The sequence below is a fragment of the Staphylococcus edaphicus genome (assembly GCF_002614725.1).
Classification (GTDB): Bacteria; Bacillota; Bacilli; order Staphylococcales; family Staphylococcaceae; genus Staphylococcus; species Staphylococcus edaphicus.
Map to the genome: position 1 here is coordinate 115,504 of NZ_MRZN01000003.1, position 19,331 is coordinate 134,834.

Annotated in this window: 22 protein-coding genes; 6 read left to right on the forward strand and 16 right to left on the reverse strand. The window is 32.6% G+C overall.

The window, feature by feature from the left end:
* Positions 1 to 181: 181 nt before the first annotated feature.
* From BTJ66_RS03145 to BTJ66_RS03185, 9 genes are all read right to left on the reverse strand, one after another.
* On the reverse strand, positions 182 to 2,233 hold the full coding sequence (locus BTJ66_RS03145; RefSeq protein ID WP_099089541.1) for a cation:proton antiporter: 2,052 nt from the start codon (positions 2,231 to 2,233) through the stop codon (positions 182 to 184).
* Between the two features lie 418 nt (positions 2,234 to 2,651).
* Positions 2,652 to 3,098, reverse strand: a complete 447-nt coding sequence (locus BTJ66_RS03150) for a Na+/H+ antiporter subunit G (RefSeq protein WP_099089542.1) — start codon at positions 3,096 to 3,098, stop codon at positions 2,652 to 2,654.
* Positions 3,073 to 3,375 carry a Na+/H+ antiporter Mnh2 subunit F gene (mnhF2, locus tag BTJ66_RS03155; protein ID WP_099089543.1) on the reverse strand — a complete coding sequence of 101 codons (303 nt, stop codon included), beginning with the start codon at positions 3,373 to 3,375 and terminating at the stop codon, positions 3,073 to 3,075. Before mnhF2 ends, BTJ66_RS03150 begins: the two co-directional genes overlap by 26 nt.
* Positions 3,372 to 3,854, reverse strand: coding sequence for a Na+/H+ antiporter Mnh2 subunit E (mnhE2, locus tag BTJ66_RS03160; protein WP_099089544.1), 483 nt, complete (start codon positions 3,852 to 3,854; stop codon positions 3,372 to 3,374). Before mnhE2 ends, mnhF2 begins: the two co-directional genes overlap by 4 nt.
* The gene (gene mnhD2 / locus BTJ66_RS03165; RefSeq protein WP_099089617.1) at positions 3,854 to 5,353 is read right to left on the reverse strand and encodes a Na+/H+ antiporter Mnh2 subunit D; all 1,500 of its coding nucleotides are present in this window, start codon (positions 5,351 to 5,353) and stop codon (positions 3,854 to 3,856) included. Before mnhD2 ends, mnhE2 begins: the two co-directional genes overlap by 1 nt.
* The gene (gene mnhC2, locus BTJ66_RS03170) at positions 5,346 to 5,696 is read right to left on the reverse strand and encodes a Na+/H+ antiporter Mnh2 subunit C (protein WP_099089545.1); all 351 of its coding nucleotides are present in this window, start codon (positions 5,694 to 5,696) and stop codon (positions 5,346 to 5,348) included. Before mnhC2 ends, mnhD2 begins: the two co-directional genes overlap by 8 nt.
* A complete protein-coding gene (mnhB2, locus tag BTJ66_RS03175) occupies positions 5,693 to 6,118 on the reverse strand; it encodes a Na+/H+ antiporter Mnh2 subunit B (RefSeq protein WP_099089546.1) in 426 nt (141 codons plus the stop codon). The genes mnhC2 and mnhB2 overlap by 4 nt, the downstream gene beginning before the upstream one ends.
* Positions 6,105 to 8,501, reverse strand: coding sequence for a DUF4040 family protein (locus BTJ66_RS03180; protein ID WP_099089547.1), 2,397 nt, complete (start codon positions 8,499 to 8,501; stop codon positions 6,105 to 6,107). The genes mnhB2 and BTJ66_RS03180 overlap by 14 nt, the downstream gene beginning before the upstream one ends.
* A gap of 24 nt (positions 8,502 to 8,525) precedes the next feature.
* Positions 8,526 to 9,077 (reverse strand): tyrosine-type recombinase/integrase, encoded by a 552-nt coding sequence (locus tag BTJ66_RS03185; protein ID WP_099089548.1) that lies wholly within the window; start codon positions 9,075 to 9,077, stop codon positions 8,526 to 8,528.
* Positions 9,078 to 9,224: 147 nt separating this feature from the next.
* Between BTJ66_RS03185 and sroA the strand changes: the two genes are divergently transcribed.
* Complete coding sequence (gene sroA, locus BTJ66_RS03190) at positions 9,225 to 9,431, forward strand: sigS mRNA-stabilizing protein SroA (protein WP_099089549.1); 207 nt, start codon at positions 9,225 to 9,227, stop codon at positions 9,429 to 9,431.
* Between the two features lie 18 nt (positions 9,432 to 9,449).
* The gene (locus BTJ66_RS03195; protein WP_099089550.1) at positions 9,450 to 9,668 is read left to right on the forward strand and encodes a DUF2922 domain-containing protein; all 219 of its coding nucleotides are present in this window, start codon (positions 9,450 to 9,452) and stop codon (positions 9,666 to 9,668) included.
* A gap of 871 nt (positions 9,669 to 10,539) precedes the next feature.
* Here BTJ66_RS03195 and BTJ66_RS03200 read toward each other — a convergent pair.
* Positions 10,540 to 10,776: a hypothetical protein gene (locus tag BTJ66_RS03200; protein ID WP_099089551.1), complete on the reverse strand. Its 237-nt coding sequence runs from the start codon at positions 10,774 to 10,776 to the stop codon at positions 10,540 to 10,542.
* Positions 10,777 to 11,000: 224 nt separating this feature from the next.
* Here BTJ66_RS03200 and BTJ66_RS03205 point away from each other — a divergent pair, with 224 nt between their 5' ends.
* From BTJ66_RS03205 to sarA, 4 genes are all read left to right on the forward strand, one after another.
* On the forward strand, positions 11,001 to 11,930 hold the full coding sequence (locus BTJ66_RS03205; RefSeq protein WP_099089552.1) for a DMT family transporter: 930 nt from the start codon (positions 11,001 to 11,003) through the stop codon (positions 11,928 to 11,930).
* 117 nt (positions 11,931 to 12,047) lie between these two features.
* Complete coding sequence (locus BTJ66_RS13770) at positions 12,048 to 12,374, forward strand: hypothetical protein (RefSeq protein ID WP_238597577.1); 327 nt, start codon at positions 12,048 to 12,050, stop codon at positions 12,372 to 12,374.
* A 107-nt stretch (positions 12,375 to 12,481) separates the two neighbouring features.
* Positions 12,482 to 12,979 (forward strand): efflux RND transporter periplasmic adaptor subunit, encoded by a 498-nt coding sequence (locus BTJ66_RS13775; protein WP_238597579.1) that lies wholly within the window; start codon positions 12,482 to 12,484, stop codon positions 12,977 to 12,979.
* A gap of 361 nt (positions 12,980 to 13,340) precedes the next feature.
* Positions 13,341 to 13,715 carry a global transcriptional regulator SarA gene (gene sarA / locus BTJ66_RS03215; protein ID WP_099089553.1) on the forward strand — a complete coding sequence of 125 codons (375 nt, stop codon included), beginning with the start codon at positions 13,341 to 13,343 and terminating at the stop codon, positions 13,713 to 13,715.
* Positions 13,716 to 14,004: 289 nt separating this feature from the next.
* On the opposite strand, the gene BTJ66_RS03220 is transcribed toward sarA, so the two are convergent.
* The 6 genes from BTJ66_RS03220 to BTJ66_RS03245 form a co-directional block, all read right to left on the reverse strand.
* Positions 14,005 to 14,808 (reverse strand): alpha/beta fold hydrolase, encoded by an 804-nt coding sequence (locus BTJ66_RS03220; RefSeq protein WP_099089554.1) that lies wholly within the window; start codon positions 14,806 to 14,808, stop codon positions 14,005 to 14,007.
* 243 nt (positions 14,809 to 15,051) lie between these two features.
* Complete coding sequence (locus BTJ66_RS03225; RefSeq protein ID WP_099089555.1) at positions 15,052 to 15,762, reverse strand: hypothetical protein; 711 nt, start codon at positions 15,760 to 15,762, stop codon at positions 15,052 to 15,054.
* A gap of 190 nt (positions 15,763 to 15,952) precedes the next feature.
* Positions 15,953 to 16,459, reverse strand: a complete 507-nt coding sequence (locus BTJ66_RS03230; protein WP_099089556.1) for an SA0570 family protein — start codon at positions 16,457 to 16,459, stop codon at positions 15,953 to 15,955.
* 167 nt (positions 16,460 to 16,626) lie between these two features.
* Entirely contained in the window at positions 16,627 to 17,427 is an 801-nt protein-coding gene (locus tag BTJ66_RS03235) for an alpha/beta fold hydrolase (RefSeq protein WP_099089557.1), read from the reverse strand.
* Positions 17,428 to 18,129 carry an HAD family hydrolase gene (locus tag BTJ66_RS03240; RefSeq protein WP_099089558.1) on the reverse strand — a complete coding sequence of 234 codons (702 nt, stop codon included), beginning with the start codon at positions 18,127 to 18,129 and terminating at the stop codon, positions 17,428 to 17,430.
* Between the two features lie 97 nt (positions 18,130 to 18,226).
* Positions 18,227 to 19,177, reverse strand: coding sequence for a FecCD family ABC transporter permease (locus tag BTJ66_RS03245; RefSeq protein WP_099089559.1), 951 nt, complete (start codon positions 19,175 to 19,177; stop codon positions 18,227 to 18,229).
* Between the last annotated feature and the right edge of the window lie 154 nt (positions 19,178 to 19,331).

Here is a 19,331-nt window from a genome sequence, read left to right on the forward strand (position 1 = left end):
CCCCCATTGATGGAGATTTTTAATGCCATTTCGTCATTTTGTGGTTGAATGGCATGTATATATCTACTCTAAATCAATCTTTAAACTCCAACTGCTTCACTCATATATGATTTGTTCTATCACAGTAATGCTCCAATCAGACAAAAAAAGCCAGATTCCTCAGTGGAACCTGGCTTTTCTATTAATCAGTTAAGCTATCAACAATAATCATTTCATCGTAATTAATTGCTTCACGAATTTTTAATGCTGTCACTTCGCTGACTTCTTCATCTTCAACAAGTTGATTTAAAACACGACGTTGCTCTTTAAGTGCATTTAATTTTATTTTCGTAATAGATGTTTCATTTTTAGGATTAAAGAAGTTGGAGGGTGTTAAATTATCAATACGAATCAGATAACTATCACAAATCATACCAACTTCTAATTTATTATTTTCTGTCGTTTCTTTGCCTAATCGACTCACTACACGATAATGTACAGTACGCATCACGTTTGAAATCTCACGTAGGTTATCAACAACGGATAGTGAAGATGATGCATTGGTTTTAACTTTTGTACGAATTCTTCTTTTTAAAATCATTGCTCTAACTTCAACTTTCATGCGCTGTAATAACGATGCTTGTTTATATACTTGAGTGCGCTCTGTATAGCGCATATAGTTATCTAAAACGTTAGTAGTAATGTCGCCATTTTCAACAAGCCCATTTAATGTTTGATTTTCTACATCAAAAGCTAATTTTTGTAGCCTTTGCAATTCCTTGGTATTCTCGTCTTCATTTTCCACAGTTCTTATAAATGCTAGTTTATCATGATAATCTTTAATCACATTGCCATATTGGAAACTAGAAGCAACTGAAGATTGCTGATTTAATGAATCAATAACCTTTTCTAAAATATATACCCGCGCTTGTTTAAAGTTCATACCTACAATTTTTGGTGTTTTAGCATTCGGTGTAACTATTGGTAAAATCATTTGTGCCACGATTAAGCTGATAATTACCATGCCTGAAGCAATAAACAATAGATCGTCTCTAAAAATAAACGAATGGTGATCCGCTAACATGTACGGTAATGTCAGTGCAATGGCTAGAGAAATGGTGCCGTGCACACCACATAAAGTCATTATAAAAGCATACATGCCACGTTTTGGAGGGGTTTCTGTTGTCTTCTGTTCATCTTCATTATGTGAAATCATTTTTTGGAATGGGCTCACTGGTAAATAAAAATATGGATATAACACGAAAACCCATAAAAATCTGAATAGATAAATAGCTAAGGCAATAAGACACGTCACAGTAATTAAGAATATTAAATTATGTGGTTCATTTTCAATAATTCTACCTACTACTTCAGGAATTAAAAAGCCTAAGATAGAAAATACAAAGCCATTTAAAGCATACCCAAGTATATTCCAAGTATGATTATAACTCATCTGCAATCTCGTACGCGCTTGAGCAATTCGGTCACGCTCAAATCCATGCACTAAACCAGCAACAACAGCTGCAATAATCCCTGAAGCATGAAACATTTCTGCAACTAAATATGTGATGAATGGCGTTACTAATTGGATGAAGGTAAACATATTAATATTTTCAATACCACGTCTAGACAGCGTCACACGGAATCGAACTAAAGCGACACCAATTAATAGTCCTACAATAAAGCCACCGATTGAAGAAATTAAAAATTGTTCAACAGCGTTAACCATAGAAAAGCCACCTGTAATAAGTGCTGCTACAGCAATTTTAAAAGATATGATACCTGCCGCATCATTTAATAAAGACTCACCTTCTAAAATAGTCATAGATCCTTTCGGAAGCACTTTTCCATTTGTGATTGCTTGTACCGCTACAGCATCCGTCGGACATAATATTGCAGCTAATGCAAATGCAGCTGCCATTGGTAAATCTGGCCAAATCCAGTGCACAAACAAACCTACAACAATTACAGTCGTAACTACTAATCCTAATGCCATCATCAGCACAGGTTTAATATATCGCCTCAAATGGACGCGTGAAACTTTAACCCCCTCCACAAAAAGCAATGGAGCGATTAAAGCCACCATAAATAGTTCCGAATCAAAATTAAATTGAACAGGAATGGGTGTAACGTACAATAACATGCCTAATATGATTTGAATAAAAGCTAATGGTATTTTCGGAAAAAATGTGTGTACAAACGAACTTAAAATAACTAATGCTAAAAATATAAGTATCGTTTCAAATATTTGCAAAGTTTCACCTCTTTTCAACATCATTATTCTTTCATAATTGTTGAGGTTGAAACAAAAAATATTATCGTCTTTACATGAATATATTACGTCCCAAACTCTTAATCATAAATTATCAAAGTATTTTATCCCCAAATTTGATAATGAACATAAAAATTAACACAATTACAAATATATATTATTTTATCATTTTATTGCCCATATCTTAAACGTATTGCACCTAAAATCGATTCATTTCTTACTCATTCCAAATTTATCTCAACTTCAAATCATTAAATTTCTTCATTTTTTCTTTTAAGTAATTGATTTAAATACAAATTTAATCATCATCAAATATAAACGTTTCAACAACGAAAAGAGTAGGATTGAACCAACGTTAAAGTGGTTTCTACATCCTACTCTTTAATACTATGCTAAAGCATTAATAATCATGTTCTTTTTCGTATGTTTTACGTCTTTGTTCTTCACGTTCATGTGCGCGTTTTTTCAATTGTTCAAACGTATTATTTTCAGCAGCGCTTAATAAAATATTTGTCTGTCTTGGCGCATCACTTTTTCTATACATATAAGCACCAGTACGATAAGCCGCACGTGAAATCAAATGACCGCCTACTGGGGAAGTTAAATTAATAAATACCAGTGCTAGTATCAATCTAACACTTAAATAACCTTGTGAAGAAATGAAGAATATAATAACACCTACTAATGTTAATAGTACCGATAACGTAGAACTTTTAGTGGCTGCATGACTTCGTAAAAAGACATCTTGGAATTTAATGAGACCAATAGAACTAATTAAAGCTATGATACTGCCTAAGAAAATCATAAAGGCTGCTATTAAATTAACGATTTCGCTTGTTATTTGCATTGAAGACGTGTCCCCCTTCTATAAATCTGGAAATTGACACCGTACTTACAAATGAAATGATCGCAATAAGTAAGATTGAATCCAAGAACGAAAAAGTTCCAAACACAATACTTAACAATCCCACCATGGACATCAATATGGCACTAGCAGCATCGAATGTGACAACTCTATCCGCAGTCGTCGGACCTTTAATTAATCTGAACAGTGCCAGTAATAAAGCTATACCAAATATAATAAGTGCACTTGTTATGAAAAAATCTATAAGCGTGTCTATCATTCTGCCACCTCCAATATGAGTCCTTCATATTGTCTAATACTCTTCAGCAATTTCTGTTTTTCTTTGTCGGAAACATCAATCGCATGTATAAAGAACTTTTGCTTTTCTTTCGAAATTCTAATTACGGTCGATCCTGGTGTTATGATGATCAATATTGTTAGGAATGTAACTTCCCAATCACTATCTAACGTCGTTTCGTAAGTAACCAGACCGGGGTTTAAATCTTTTGTTTTAAATAAAATATAATTGATTGTCGTCATACTTGATGTAATTAGTTGGTAAAGGTATACAGCTAAAAACTTGATACCAACCCAAACTTTTTTCAAATAAAATTGTTGACCGAAAAATCTATGCAAAATATAAATAACTAATAGACCAATGAGATAACCTGAAAAGAAGGTGGATAATTTAAAAGAATCTTCATCTTGAAATAATACCCATAAAAATGCAATAACAATATTAAGTAAGACTTGTCTCATTATTTATCCCCCTTTATTAAATGAGGATTCACCATTTTTTCATATAATCCGTCATCCATATTTAAATGTGTCGCATTATCTGTCACTTTAAATAGTAATGGCGCGGCTAATCCCATTGCGAGTATTGTAGCAACCAAGATACCTATTAAACCTTTACGATATGTAGGTATCTTTTTAAATTCAATGACTTCCCCCTTGGTTTCATTACCAAGATACATAACAAAGAAGATTCTAAACAAACTAAACATCGCAATTAAACTCGTTATAATCAGTAATGCTAATCCAATGTAGTTTCCATTTTCAATAGCGCCTTTAAAAATAAATAATTTACCTGGAAAGCCACTAAATGGTGGAACGCCACCTATTGCTAAAATCATTACTACAAATGCCACACCAAAAAACGGTTCCTGTTTGGCTAGACCAAATAAATTTTTATATTGTCTAATTCCTGTAATGTATACTAGGCTTCCAATAATAAAGAAAAGTAAGGTTTTCACTATAATGTCATTAGCTAAATAAAAAATTGCGCCATTTACTCCAGCAATCGTGTTGGTACCTAACCCTAGAATAATGAAACCAATCGATAATATAACTTGATAGGCTGCAATTTTTTTAATGTCTTTATACGCAAGTACACCAAATGCGCCAATTAGCATCGTAATACAAGATAAAAATACTAATAGCGGATGTGTTACTCCACTATGTCCATCGAAGATCAATGTGAAGAAACGAATCAGTGCATAAGCGCCAACTTTAGTCATTAAAGCCGCAAACAACGCCGCTAATTCAGTATTCAATACTGCATACGCCTTTGGTAACCACATAAATAGTACTAATGCCGCTTTGGCACTAAATGCAATCAAGAAGACCAACGATACAATCACTATTGCACGCTTATCGTCCATTTCATTTAATCTTTGTGCAACAAGCGCATAGTTCAACGTACCTGTTAGTTTGTAAAGCAACCCAACACCTAATAAAAGTAACCATGAACCGATGATATTCAATACAACGTAAATAATGGCAGCACGCAATTGCTCCACCGATTGTCCTAATGTAACAAGTACGAATGATGCAAGTAGCATCACTTCGAACATGACGTAAATATTGAACAAATCTGCCGTTAAGAATGAGCCGATGACGCCAACAGTTAAGAATAAGATAAAGCTTGGTAGATAATAACGAATGGCACGTTTTTCAGTTCTACCAAAGCCATAGGCCATAATCAATGTGACGACAAAACTTGATGTTGTAACCAATAAGAGGCTTAATGAATCTCCAACGAATTGGATGCCAAATGGCGCTTTCCAACCACCAAAATCTAAAGTAATTGGCTTGTTATACATTACATATATGAGCAAAAGTAATGAAACAACCGTAGTGACAGCCATAGTACCGATAGAAAAAATTCTAGATAATCTACTATATGTACGTATAAACACGAGGCCTAAAGCACATACAGCTGGAAGAAGTAATGGCAAGATTAATAAATTACTCATTAGCATCGTCGTCATCACCTCTCAATACATCAATTTCGTCTTCTTTAGTAACACGATAAGTTCTATAAACTAATACAAGAAGGAAAGCTGTCATTGCAAAACCAATCACAATTGCCGTTAATACAATAGCTTGTAATAATGGATCAACAAAGTTCTGACTGCCTTCACCAATTAAAGCTTCAACTTTATTTTCACTATAATTACCCATGCTCATGATAATTAAATTGCCTGCATGTGTGTAAATCGAAATACCTATAACAATACGTATTAAATTGACTGATAATATCATATACGTTCCTATAAATATTAAAAAGCCAATTACCATTAATAGAATCAGATTCATGATCGACCACCACTGATGGATAACATGACTGTAACAACAACACCGACGACGGCTAATACGATACCTGCTTCGAACACAGTAATTGTTGTTAAGTGAACTTCACCTAATAACGGTAACTGTACATAAGCATCTGTCTGGTAAAGGAACGGTTTACCAAAAAACATAGGTACAACAGCGGTTACAAACGATAATAACGAACCGCAAATCATTAAAATTCTAAAATCAAGAGGTAATGCTACTAACACTTGTTTAACGTCGAAGGCCAAGAACATTAATAAAAATGCAGAACTAAATACGAGACCGCCAATAAATCCGCCACCTGGATTATTATGTCCTGCTAAAAACAGGTAAAATCCAAATGTTAATAAGATAAAAACGACAATCTTCGTTACCGTCTTTAATACGACATCATTCTCTTTCATCTTGACCCCTCCGTTCTTTAAAGTTAAGTAATGTATAAATACCTAATCCAGCAATAATAAGTACCATACCCTCAAATAATGTATCTATGGCACGAAAATCACCGAGTATAGCATTTACAATATTTTTACCACCTGTTAATTCATATGCATCATGATAAAATGTGGAGATTGTAGGCATTGCATCGCTTTGTTGTGCAATAAATACCAGTGTGACAACTATGATTGCCATGAGCAGTGAAACAACAATCTTCACAGCCTCACGTTTTTTATGAACCTTTGCACGCGGTACGTTTGGTAGTCTAGAGAAACTAACAATAAATAGTATTGTTGTGATTGTTTCTACAACTAATTGCGTTAGGGCTAAGTCTGGTGCTTTCATTAAAATAAAGAATATCGTTACACAATAACCTATAATCCCATTAAGAATAACCATCGTTAAACGCTGACGAATAAAAGTTAATGCAATACCAAGTACAAATACAACAATCAAAGTGATAACCTCTATAGGCCCGAAATCACTTACATGAATTTGATGCACTTCTGGAAAACCAGCCTGAATAATACCATAGATAACAACCATGCTAAAAATGAGTAACGTGATTGTAATATAATGATTCAAACGGTTATTCATTAATGAACGAATACCATATCCAGAATAATGTTCAAACTGTTTATATGAACCTAAATATAAATCTGTAATAGATTTAATTTTCACCAAATTGGCATACTTTTTCCAATTCAGTTTGAGCGCCATGATAAATCCAACAATCATGACGATTAAACTTAATATTAAAGGTAAGTTAAACCCATGCCATTGTGATATATGCGGGGCAACTTGATCTACTTTTTCTCCAATTGTGATACTTCGTAATGCCGGTAAAATAATATGATGCCCAAATACATTTGGTATAAAGAAAATAACCGGTAACAAAATCATCATAATTGCAGAAGGTAGCGTGAATAAAAATGGTTCGTGTGGCGATTGTTTTGGTAAGTCAGCTTGTTTAAAATCACCCCAAAAAACTTCTTTAATCATATATACACCATAAACCAATGTAAATATACTAGCGATAACACCAATAGCTGTAATGATAACTGTCAGTGTTAGGTTAAATTGAGGCAGCTCAACTGCACTCACTAATCCATCAAAGAACATTTCTTTACTTAAAAATCCATTTAAAAATGGGATACCTGCCATAGATAAAGCTGAAAGTAACATAACCACATGTGTGATGGGAAATACTTTTCTTAAACCAGCTAAACGACGAATATCTCTTGTACCTGTTTCATGGTCTATAATACCTACACCCATAAATAAGGCACCTTTGTATAACGCGTGATTCATCAGATGAAATAAGGCTGCAAATAAAATCATACCGTAAATTTTTGATAATTCACCGGTTGGATGTTGTGCAAAACCACCACCAAGTCCTACCATAGCGACAATCATACCTAATTGACTAATGGTTGAATATGCTAAGATGGCTTTCATATCAAACTGTCTTGTAGCATTGATTGCGCCAAAAATCATTGTAATTAAACCTACAAATGTAACACTATAAATGTAAAAATCACTTAACCCCAATACAGGTGTAAATCTAAATAGTAAAAATATACCAGCCTTCACCATGGTAGCCGAATGGAGATACGCACTAACGGGCGTGGGCGCTGCCATTGCCTTAGGCAACCAAATATGGAAAGGAAATTGTGCTGATTTAGTAAATGCACCAAGTAGTAACATAATGATAATTGGAATAAACAAGTGACTTTGTGCTATTTTATCGCTCTGTTCGATAATAGAAGTAATTGAATTGGTACCAGTCACACTGTAAATCATGATGAAACCTGTCAATAATGCAAGGCCACCAAATACTGTAATCATAAACGACTGAATTGCTCCAAACTGACTGTCACCTTTACTGTACCAATAAACTATGAGTAAGAAAGAGGAAATACTTGTTAATTCCCAGAACACATACATTAAAATCGTATTGTTAGCTGTAACAACACCTAACATACTAAACATAAATAATATTAAATAAACATAAAAACGTGGTAAATTATCATGTTCTTTAGATAAGTACTGTGTTGCATAATAGACAACTGCTAATCCAATTAGTGAGATTAATAAACTGAAGAATAAACTTAAACCATCCAGTCTAAAATCTATATTTATGTCAAATAATGTAAGCCAAGGTATTTTAACTGACTCAAAGTGTCCTTGTATCACACGTGGTATTTGCCACAAAAAATATATTGAGGCGATAATTGGTGCTATAAGTGCGAGTTGTCCAGCATATTTCTGTAGTTTTTTATTTGTTAAAGTCAATAATTGAAGTACCATTATTAACATTAAAGTGCCTAGTAGATAGACTAAACTCATCATATCCCCCCTTTAATTATTTTTTTATAAATTTAACGCTATGGTAGTTTTGCTAGCTTTGGTTGAAATGCCTATAAATTTCATTGTTTCATAAGTTGTTTGATGCCCTAGATACTTTTGAATAATTGATATTGATATGCCTGATTGATATGCGTGATACGCAAAAGTTTTTCTAAGCGTAGTCAAACCTATATGTAACATACCTAGTTCTACTGCAGCAGCATGTATGATGCGATATGCCTGTTGCCGAGATAAACCTCGTAGTGTTCTATTGGATTGAAATAGTAGTTGCTCATCATCTAAACGTTCTTCTTCTATATATTGTGCTAATTCATTTCTTAACGTTTCAGGTAATCTGATATGAATCATCGATGCATGTGCTTCAAACCAGTAAACTTTAATTTCATTTTCATTCTCTTTTACATCACTCACACAAAGGTTTAATAATTCAGAAAGTTTCACACCTGTATGTATTGCAAATTTAAACAATAAATAATCACGCTTTGATTTACAACTGAGCACTCTATACATTGCTTTTATCTCATTAATATCCCTAATTGGATCAACTTGGTTCATATATTCACCTCTTACCTTTTAAATGTTTCATATTTAATGATATATGATATTTATGTCACATGAAAGGGGTTAGCTTAAATTTCTCAAATTATTTTTGGCCAATTCACTATGTAATTTCGATATATATAGTGAAAGGAGGTTTAAACGATGAATACAATTAATCAATTAGCAGTCACATTATCGCGCACATTGTACGATAAAGATGGAAAAGCCAGTCAATTCAAACGCCACTTTACAAGTTTAAATACTGACGCTACACCAGAGCAACTAAAAAGCTTCAAATCGGTTATTGAACAAATTACTGGAGAACACTTTGAAAAGTTAGAAGTCATTAAGACAGAAACAATTAATTAATTCAGGAGGAACTAAACAATGTCACAAACACTCGAACTTATTTTCAATGATGCAGTTAATAAAGCAATCAAATTACAAATACCCAAAATTGAACACTTGGTAAACGACACAGCAATTAAAGAAGGCATGTCTAAAATTATTGACTTAGATATATTAAGACCTAAGTCAGGCATTCCAACATCCATTCATTCAGCTCAAATTATAGATAAATCTACTAAATTGATCTTTGAAAATTAATCAACTTGACTTAATGCAAGCAAATTGAAAATTTAGCCCCACTTCTCAATTTATTGAGTTAGTGGGGCTTTTGCATGAGCTTTAGCTCAGGTATTCCTCTAAAACCACTTCTCAATTTATTGAGTTAGTGGGGCTTATGCATGAGCTTTAGCTCAGGTATTCCTCTAAAACCACTTCTCAATTTATTGAGTTAGTGGGGCTTTTGCATGAGCTTTAGCTCAGGTATTCCTTTAAAACCACTTCTCAATTTATTGAGTTAGTGGGCCTATGCATGAGCTTTAGCTCAGGTATTCCTTTAAAACCACTTCTCAATTCATTGAGTTAGTGGGGCTTATGCATGAGCTTTAGCTCAGGTATTCCTCTAAACCACTTCTCAATTCATTGAGTTAGTGGGGCTTATGCATGAGCTTTAGCTCAGGTATTCCTCTAAACCACTTCTCAATTTATTGAGTTAGTGGGCTTATCCATGAGCCATAGCTCAGGTATTCCTCTAAACCACTTCTCAATTTATTGAGTTAGTGGGGCTTTTGCGTGAGCCTTAGCTCAGCCGATCCATTTATACATTTTCAATTCTTGTTACCTTTGCCGGAGTGAGACAACAAAATCTATTTAGTAAATTAAGATTTATATCCCACTCCCCTGTCTGTTATATAGGAAATAAATGACTGGATAATAAATTAAATACGCCTCATTGTCATTCCTGAAAATGAGGCGTATTTGTTACATGCACCTAAGCACTTATGTTTCTTTTATTCAGTTACCTTTGCCTGAAGCTACGAAATATTTTTAACAAATATGTTCTAAGCCTCAAGCTGTTTGATTTATATATCTATCGATTACAGCCATTACAAGCACTATTTATTCAATGAAGTTATTTATCTCTAAATGGTCGTAATCTAACTGTATCGCCGAAAAACACTTTTTTCTTACCTAATTTTTTACACATAGCGTATTGATCATAAACTTCAACGACTTGTGCTAAATTTTTATATGAATGTCTTGAGTTCAAGACCTCTAAAAATTGATGCTTCTTAATATTATCTTTACTACCCGCGCCTAAGAAAAAAGTTTCCTGATCTAAAAGACGAATAATGGAAAGCTGTTTCACTATCTATAGTCACTCACTTCTTTTATTACTATTAATTGTTTAAAACTGATTGTTCATGTTAATTTTTAAATATTCTAAATGATCAACATAAGTATTTTATTACACTTTGTGTGTTGTGTACATTGTTTTCTGCAATATACAAACATTTCTTGCGTAAATTTAAATGTATAAATATTTTAATCTTTACTATATAATGTAGATATCTTGAAAGAAAGCGTGATTTAATGATCTTCTTATATATACTCGGAATTGTTGCTGGTATGGTTGTGCCTTTTCAAACTTCAATCAATTCTAGACTAAGTCTTTACACAAGGTCTTCATTCTATGCCTCAACAATCTCCTTTGCGACAGGAACTGTTTTTCTGATTTTAATTAATCTTCTTACCAATCCACATGTATTTACTGTTCAATTTTACAGTGATCAGTCTTTTAGTTACATATGGTTTGTCGGTGGTATGCTTGGTGTAATTTTCCTAACAGGCAATTTATTGCTATTACCACGCTTAGGCGCATCACTAACAGTAGTTATGACTGTGGCTGGCCAAATTATTATGGGTGTGATGATTGATACATTTGGCTGGTTTGGTGCAGATAAAACACCTTTCACACTCTTTAAAGTAGTAGGTATCATCGTATTAATATTGGGCATTATACTAATGAATTATGTGAAAAGAACACCAATTGAAAAAGGTAACTCTTCTATCGTCTATATTTGGTTACTTATTGGATTCATATTTGGCTTTTGTCCCCCAATTCAAACGGCAATTAATAGTGCTTTAGGTCAACAAATACATTCATCTGTCATGGCTTCACTAATTTCATTTGCTGTGGGTACGCTCGTCTTATTCATACTTACACTCATATTTAATAGAAGTCTGAAGCTCAAGACTGTAGATGCCAAACAAGGTAAACTCAGACCAACTTACTTTATCGGTGGAATATTGGGCGTTATTTTCGTAACTACAAATATCATTTTAATGCCACACTTAGGTGCTGCATTAACAACAATTATTGTAATGTTAGGTCAAATGCTCATGGGTGTTATTATCGATCATTTTGGTTTATTAGGTACTCGTGTTAATAAAATTACCATAAGAAAAGTTGCTGGCATCATTGCAATAATGATAGGCATTATATTGTTGAGATTATTTTAAAAATGCAGTACTGAGTCATTTACTATTAACTTTTAGTAAATGACTCTATTTTTTTATAGCAATGAACTAAGTAGTCACAGTATAATTAGATTATCAAAACATCAAGAGGTGACTTAATTGCGGAAATTTTTTATTTTCATCACATTATTCATCATACTATGTAGTATTATCCTCTTAGGTTGGTTTTATTTAACTAAGACGAGTAAGAAGCATGACGCTCAGGTAGATACAATCAAAGTTCAATACAAACCGCCACTATACTTCACTGGTACGCAATCTCCCACTCAACTCACCAACATCTTTTTCAACTCAGATAAAGGCATTATCAGTCACTGGCTCGTTAAAAATGATAATACAGTAAAGAAAAATCAGCCACTCTTTGAATATTATAATCTCGACGTCAACATCAAATCACCACAAAACAAAAATACTTATCCCACTTAAATCAGTTAAATCCCCTTAAGCACCCTGCAATCAATCTCGAAGTTAACCGCATACAATATGAGATTGAATCACTTCAAACACAGTTACGCACAACTATTTATGCGCCTATGGACGGCAATATTATCATCCATAACTCGGTTCCTTTTAAAAACAATGATATTATTCTGCAAATTTTCCATCCAAGTGCTATAATCAAAGCTGAAGTCTCAGAATCTATAGTAAATTTATTGGAATTAAAGGATACAGTTCGCATAAGCATTGATAAGTTACATAGCTTTAACGGCACTGTAAAATATATTGCTAAATTGCCTTTAAATACCAAACCAACATCACTACCATCACTATATAATGTAGAAATCAGTTCTAAGGCAGATATTAAATTCGGTACTCATTTTCGTATCGAAGTACCGAACCAAACAATTGAAATACCAAAGACGGCAATATATGATAAACAATTCGTTTTTTTACAAAGAAATAAAAAATTTATTAAACGGGTTATTAAAACCGAAAAATTGGGTAATAACAAACATGTGAAGGTACTAGAAGGTTTAAATCCAGGTGATACGATTGCTAAAAATGCTAATACAGTTCTATCAAAAAATTAAATGTACACATTATAAATAGTAAACACCTTTAAATTTTAATATTTTTTTTAGTATTTTTATCAAATCACAGGTGATTGAAATATAGAAATATTAATTATATTTTCCTTATTGGTATTTAAATAATTGAATTAATATCTTAAATCATTCATGTACCGCTTAAACAGTTTTTTGTTTACTTTCTATTTTTATTTAGTTATAATAAACTAAATAATAGCAGTTTTAATATATTTTACCTAAATATAATAGGACTGCAAATTATGATAAACGCTTTGTATTTAACTTTGAATTAAGACAAATATTTATACAAAAAAGTCTTTTTATATGTATATTTGATTGGGCAATAGAATAGGGAGGAATAAGGATGGCTATCACCAAAATCAATGATTGCTTTGAATTATTAGCGATGGTTACTTACGCTGATAAATTAAAAGGTATCATCAAGAAAGAATTTTCAATCAGTTTCGAGGAATTCGCTGTATTAACTTATATCAGCGAACATGAAAGTGAAGAATACTATTTAAAAGATATTATTAATCATTTAAACTACAAACAACCACAAGTTGTTAAAGCAGTTAAAAACTTATCTCAAGAAGATTATTTTGATAAGAAACGTAACGAACATGATGAAAGAACAGTATTAATCTTAGTTAATACAAAACAACGTAAAAAAATTAACGAATTATTATCTCGTGTAAATAATCGTATCAAGGAAGCTAACGACGACAAAGAAGTCTAAGCTATCTTCATAAAAAAGATCTTCCCGAAAAAGGGAAGATCTTTTTTATGAAGATAAAATCTATTTCATTTTTATTCTTAAGCGTCTCTGTCACAATAGTGGCTGTCGAGACGCCCTCCATTGACGCTATGAATTAGTCAAATCCAGTAGTATCTACCTTCCAACAAGTTTTGTAGAAAAACAAACGTATATCATCAATTACTTGATTTACTATAAATAGAATTCGAAAAATCATTTCTTTTATTTAACGACATAATTACATTCATTTTCCTAGAGCGCGTCGACAAACCTATTCCTTTTGAAATACTTGTGACATTATAAAATTATTGTAAACATCTAAAAAATGTTTCGGTTCTTCAATATGTGGTGCATGACCAGAGGCATTAAATGATTGCATTTGCAATCTTGTAAAAGCATAATTATATTTTTCAATTGTCTCATTTGTCATTAGTGGATCATACACTCCGTTAACAATTAATGTTGGCACATCCGTTTGTTTAATAATGACATCTTTCTTTAGTACGGGAAATTCCATTAAAGCACGTGTTGCTACAGCACTATCATCTGCAGTTTGTCTACTATAAATCAATTGATTTTGATACCATTTTTTAGCTTTTTCTTTTTCTTTATACATATAAGGAAGTAATAATATAAGTGCTTCTGATTTATCAAAACCTTCAATTTCCTCTTGATGATCTATCATTAATTTATTTAAAGCATGCACGCTATCGATGAGGTTACAAGCAATTAAAGTTAATGTCGCCACCCTCGTTTTATATTTATCAGTAAAATGTTTGGCAATTAAGCCCCCCATATCATGGCCAATGAGATGAGCAGATGAAATATCCAACTTTGTCATCAATGCTTTTAAATCTTCTACATGATCTTCCAAATTAAACGAATGCCTTTTTGTTGATTTACCATGTCCCCTTACATCATAAACAATAACGTCAAAACTATGTTTCAATGCATCTTTCAGGCTATATAAAGATGCCATATTACCATCTAGACCATGGATGAGTATCACAGGAAAACCTTGACCCTCTCGGATGTATGCAATCTCGTTGTTACAATTTGTTGCGATTTTTTCCATTTTGGGCCACCTCCCTTTACAGAAGTTATATACCCGAAATTGAATCAGCTTATGCTATGTTTTCAGCTTTAAATCACAACCATCGATGCTATTACCTTTATCCACTTACATATTTAGACAACATAAAAACACATTCCAACACTACACCGCATATCAAAAAGGTATAGTATTGAAACGTGTTTCCATCATTTTTTTAATATTCATAAAATATAATATTAACTTTATGACTCAACCCATTGTTTATTAATTTCTAGAAGAAATACGGATTGTATAATAAATAATTACAATTAATAATAATATCCAAATAACAATTGAACCAATTTGCGCAATACCTGCATTACTAATCATAGCGTCAATGGTTTTCTGACAAAGCAGCAAGCCAATGCCTGTAAACTCTAATCTTCTAAAATATATACCTGAAATACTAAATAAGATGCCAATAAAGAAGACCACTTGATGCGCATATATGGTCACTGCTACAATTCCTAAATCTATATTGAAAGTATGGAGAATCACAAGTGTAAATGCAGCAATGGCCACTACCAAACCAATTACCATTTCAAATTTATTACTATATAAATAATTCTTCCAATCAATACGTAAATAGATAAATATTGAAATAGGTAAAATAATTAAAAAGTAAAATATTGACGTACCTGTTGCTGCCTGAAACGGCACATATTGTTTATCATATAAGTAAGAAAGTAAAATAAAATTGACAATAAAAAATATGATAGGATTGAGTTGCAATGTAAATAGGTTTCGTTGAATCGTCAAAATAACTTCTGCCGGTGACTTGTGCCTATACTCAATATAATCCTCATCTTTGGCTTCAGATTTTTGAAAATCTTTTTTTAGTTTCTCCTTAATATCTTCTATTAAATTTGGAGAAAGACCTTTATGAGTAAAATAATCATTAATATTTTCGACTAAAACTTTATCGTTAACTCTCATATTGGGCTCCTTTTTAAATTTTTACGTCGCTCAAATAACTTTAATTCATATGTTATCAAAAATTGATATGAGTATAAATACTGAAACGATTTAATTTATACTCTCATATTACTCCATATTTTAACAATAAAATAACCGACAAGTATATACTTGTCGGTAAATGTACTTATTCTAAAAACCAAAGTGCTCATTACTCACCTAAATCAATACGGTACAATTTAATGTTTTTATCGTTAGGTGATGAAGAACTAAATTGATAAGATAAATCATTGTCTTGAACGTAACCAAAATTACCTGTTACATTATTATAATGCTCACGTGTCACAGCATTACTACCAACTTCGTTTTTAACTGCTTTATAAGTTGGACCATTTGTATCATTATAACTCATAGAAACACGAGTGATTTTTCCATTGTTCTTTTTACCATCAGCTGTCACTACAAGTACGCCGTTATCTTTTTTAAACTCATAATAATGTTCTTTACCATCAGGACTGTAGGAATAAACAGATACATTATTAGATTTCAATACACTTTGTATTGGTGCACCAATTTTTGCACCTTCTAAAGTTGTATCACCTTGTTGTAATGATTTAACACTTTGAATAGAGTTACCTGACGCTGCATCAACACTGCCTGTGCTCAATACAGAAAGTGCTAACCCTGATACGAACACTGCTGCAAATAATTTTTTCATAGGCACGCTCTCCTTCTGTTTTAAAAGTTTCTTTGTGCTTATCCATATTGTACTATAAATATTACTGAAATAACAGTATTGTTACAATAAGATTACAAAAAGCTGTGCTTTGTAATAAATCATAGGATGCTAGCAGTTGATATATCCTTTAAAAACGCATTGGCTCATTAAAATGTTAACTCTTTTTCATTTTCTTTTATGAATTTTAGTACATTATCCACAAATTTATCTTTTTCTTCTACAAATGGGTATAATCCAGAAGCCGTAAATGTAACGAATTGTACCTCTCCAATAAAATCGCCTACTTCTTTTGCTTCAACAATGGTCGTTCTTTCACCATGTTGGCCAGCAATGATTAGGGTTGGTATATCCATTTCGCTCAAATAACTCATTATATGATTATCATTAAATGACGCTTTTACGGCATCTAATTCTGCTTGTGTAGCTATACCATTTGTATCATCAACGTGTTTTAAAAATTTCTTAGCTTTTCTTTTGGAATAATACAAATGTTTATCTAAAAATTTCTGTTGTTCTTCTTTATCCCAATTTCTAATTTGCTTTGCATATTTACGATATAAACGCTCTTCTGGAGACATATCATCCAATAGCGTTGGATTTACTAATGTAACAGAATCGGCCATTTCTGGATACATCGCTGCAAATGCACATGCAACAGAACCGCCTAATTCATGGCCAATCAATGATGCTTGTGTAACATATAAATAATCCAAAAGTTCTTTAACATCTTCTGCATATTCTTTGAAATCAATTTGATGTGGTTTGTCAGAATAACCATGTCCTCTTAAATCTATCAGTATAACTTGGTTATCTTGATTGAATTTTTCTTCAATCGTATCAAAAACGGTCAAATTATCAAAAGCAGTGTGAATCATTACAATAGCATTGCCTTCACCACTTGTTCTATAATTTAGTGCAATATCATCACTCGTTGTAAATAAATTCATTTATTCTCTTCCTTTCTTTGCAATAGGTAATATGGATAATAGCTCTTCTGTCGTATTAATCGTAAAATCAACTTCTTCTGGTAATGGTTCTACGTCAACTTCATCATCTTCCTTAAACCAAACACTAACCATACCCATTGCTCTCGCCGGCGCAACGTCATTTAAGGGATCATCACCTACATACATTGTTTCCTCAGGTTTTGTACCTAATTGGTTGAGCATGTCTTCAAAAATTTTAGGATGTGGCTTTCGATAACCTACTGTTTCAGAAGTAGATAAGTAGTTAATCGCATCTTCTACACCTAAAGCATGCATACGGTATTGCTTGATTTTTGATCTGCCATTAGCGATAACACCAGTAAGATAACCATTATTGGTTAATTTCTCTAACGTGTATAGTGTGTCATAATATGGAAACACATAGCGATAAAAATGCATTTCAAAATCATTAAATAAATCTTTCCACGTCAATCGATCGACATGAAAATCTTTAATAATTGCTTTATATAATTCTGGTTTGTCATGATCCTCGTCATCGTCTAATTCTATAAATTTTCTTTTAAAATCTGCTAATTGAATGCGCACCAAATAGTCATGAAATCTTTCGTATTGCTCTTCTATAAATTTTTCTCGTGATTTTTTTCGATCTAAAAGTGTTCCTTCTAAATCAAATACGACCGCCTTTATTTGTGTTAAATCCATTCTCATAACCTCTTTAATTATTATGTCGCTCTATTAAAAAACTGTGTCACCTATTTAATACAATCTATTTTGTTTTGTTTATGTTACTTTAACTTCATCATTCTTCCATTCGCGGTTGCGTCACCATAATATAAAATAGTACCGGTATACCTAACATTGCCAAAATGATACTAGCTGGCACTTGGAAAGGATTTAATACAACACTACCTAACCAATCAGAAAGTACCATAATTGTACCACCAATCACGATATTCAGGAACATTTGTTGTTTCAAATCATAATGCCCTCTCGCTCTACGTACCAATTGTGGTATGACCATACCTATAAAACCAATCACACCAACATACGCGACTATCACTGCGGTTATAATGGATGCGATTAACAGTACGCTATACGTCACGTTTCGAACATTAACCCCTAAAGATTGTGCCCGTAAATCACCCAGTTGAAGTATCTTGATTTTTGAAATTAAACTTAATAATATGACAATGCCTACAAATAAGACAATTCCAATATATTTCACTTCGTTATATTCTGCAGATGAAAAACCACCGAACATATAATTCACAATATTGTTCATTTTTTGCTGATTAAAAATAATGAGTACATATAACAACGCATTAAACAATGCACCAATCATAATACCAGCTAAAATGAGCGTTCTTATAGGATAGCCTCTAGACATTGCGTTAGTTAATACGATTACTAAAATTAATGTCATAATACTAAAGACAACTGAAAATACTGGCATCCAGATAAATGACACGCCGATAACAACAGCAAGTCCAGATCCAAATGTAGCACCACTTGCTAACCCTAAAGTGAAACTATCCGCAAGTGGATTATTTAACAATGTTTGAAACATATGACCGGCAAGTGTCAAACCTATACCCGCTAACAATGCTTGCAGTGTACGCGGGATTCTCACTTGATATAATATTGTTTGTGATAACGCATCATTTACGTCACCTATTCCCCAAAATAAACTTAGCGATAAACTCAAGAAAGCAATCGCTGTCCATATTGCTATCGTTATAGCATACTTCATGTTTTTGCCACACTTTCAAATAAATCTTCACCTCTTAGAATACCATCTGAATGTTTCTAACACTATCCCCTTCATCATAAATCATTATATGACATACGTTTTTAACACCATAAAAAACACCCTGAAGTATGAGTACATAAACTTCAAGGTGTAT

What these genes read in the sequence shown, in the direction of transcription:
- BTJ66_RS03150 (WP_099089542.1), bottom strand. Translation starts at nt 3,098, where the DNA reads ATGCAAATAACAAGCGAAATCGTTAATTTAATAGCAGCCTTTATGATT.
- mnhF2 (WP_099089543.1), bottom strand. Translation starts at nt 3,375, where the DNA reads ATGATAGACACGCTTATAGATTTTTTCATAACAAGTGCACTTATTATA.
- mnhE2 (WP_099089544.1), bottom strand. Translation starts at nt 3,854, where the DNA reads ATGAGACAAGTCTTACTTAATATTGTTATTGCATTTTTATGGGTATTA.
- mnhD2 (WP_099089617.1), bottom strand. Translation starts at nt 5,353, where the DNA reads ATGAGTAATTTATTAATCTTGCCATTACTTCTTCCAGCTGTATGTGCT.
- mnhC2 (WP_099089545.1), bottom strand. Translation starts at nt 5,696, where the DNA reads ATGAATCTGATTCTATTAATGGTAATTGGCTTTTTAATATTTATAGGA.
- mnhB2 (WP_099089546.1), bottom strand. Translation starts at nt 6,118, where the DNA reads ATGAAAGAGAATGATGTCGTATTAAAGACGGTAACGAAGATTGTCGTT.
- BTJ66_RS03180 (WP_099089547.1), bottom strand. Translation starts at nt 8,501, where the DNA reads ATGAGTTTAGTCTATCTACTAGGCACTTTAATGTTAATAATGGTACTT.
- BTJ66_RS03185 (WP_099089548.1), bottom strand. Translation starts at nt 9,077, where the DNA reads ATGAACCAAGTTGATCCAATTAGGGATATTAATGAGATAAAAGCAATG.
- sroA (WP_099089549.1), top strand. Translation starts at nt 9,225, where the DNA reads ATGAATACAATTAATCAATTAGCAGTCACATTATCGCGCACATTGTAC.
- BTJ66_RS03195 (WP_099089550.1), top strand. Translation starts at nt 9,450, where the DNA reads ATGTCACAAACACTCGAACTTATTTTCAATGATGCAGTTAATAAAGCA.
- BTJ66_RS03205 (WP_099089552.1), top strand. Translation starts at nt 11,001, where the DNA reads ATGATCTTCTTATATATACTCGGAATTGTTGCTGGTATGGTTGTGCCT.
- BTJ66_RS13775 (WP_238597579.1), top strand. Translation starts at nt 12,482, where the DNA reads ATGGACGGCAATATTATCATCCATAACTCGGTTCCTTTTAAAAACAAT.
- sarA (WP_099089553.1), top strand. Translation starts at nt 13,341, where the DNA reads ATGGCTATCACCAAAATCAATGATTGCTTTGAATTATTAGCGATGGTT.
- BTJ66_RS03220 (WP_099089554.1), bottom strand. Translation starts at nt 14,808, where the DNA reads ATGGAAAAAATCGCAACAAATTGTAACAACGAGATTGCATACATCCGA.
- BTJ66_RS03225 (WP_099089555.1), bottom strand. Translation starts at nt 15,762, where the DNA reads ATGAGAGTTAACGATAAAGTTTTAGTCGAAAATATTAATGATTATTTT.
- BTJ66_RS03230 (WP_099089556.1), bottom strand. Translation starts at nt 16,459, where the DNA reads ATGAAAAAATTATTTGCAGCAGTGTTCGTATCAGGGTTAGCACTTTCT.
- BTJ66_RS03235 (WP_099089557.1), bottom strand. Translation starts at nt 17,427, where the DNA reads ATGAATTTATTTACAACGAGTGATGATATTGCACTAAATTATAGAACA.
- BTJ66_RS03240 (WP_099089558.1), bottom strand. Translation starts at nt 18,129, where the DNA reads ATGGATTTAACACAAATAAAGGCGGTCGTATTTGATTTAGAAGGAACA.
- BTJ66_RS03245 (WP_099089559.1), bottom strand. Translation starts at nt 19,177, where the DNA reads ATGAAGTATGCTATAACGATAGCAATATGGACAGCGATTGCTTTCTTG.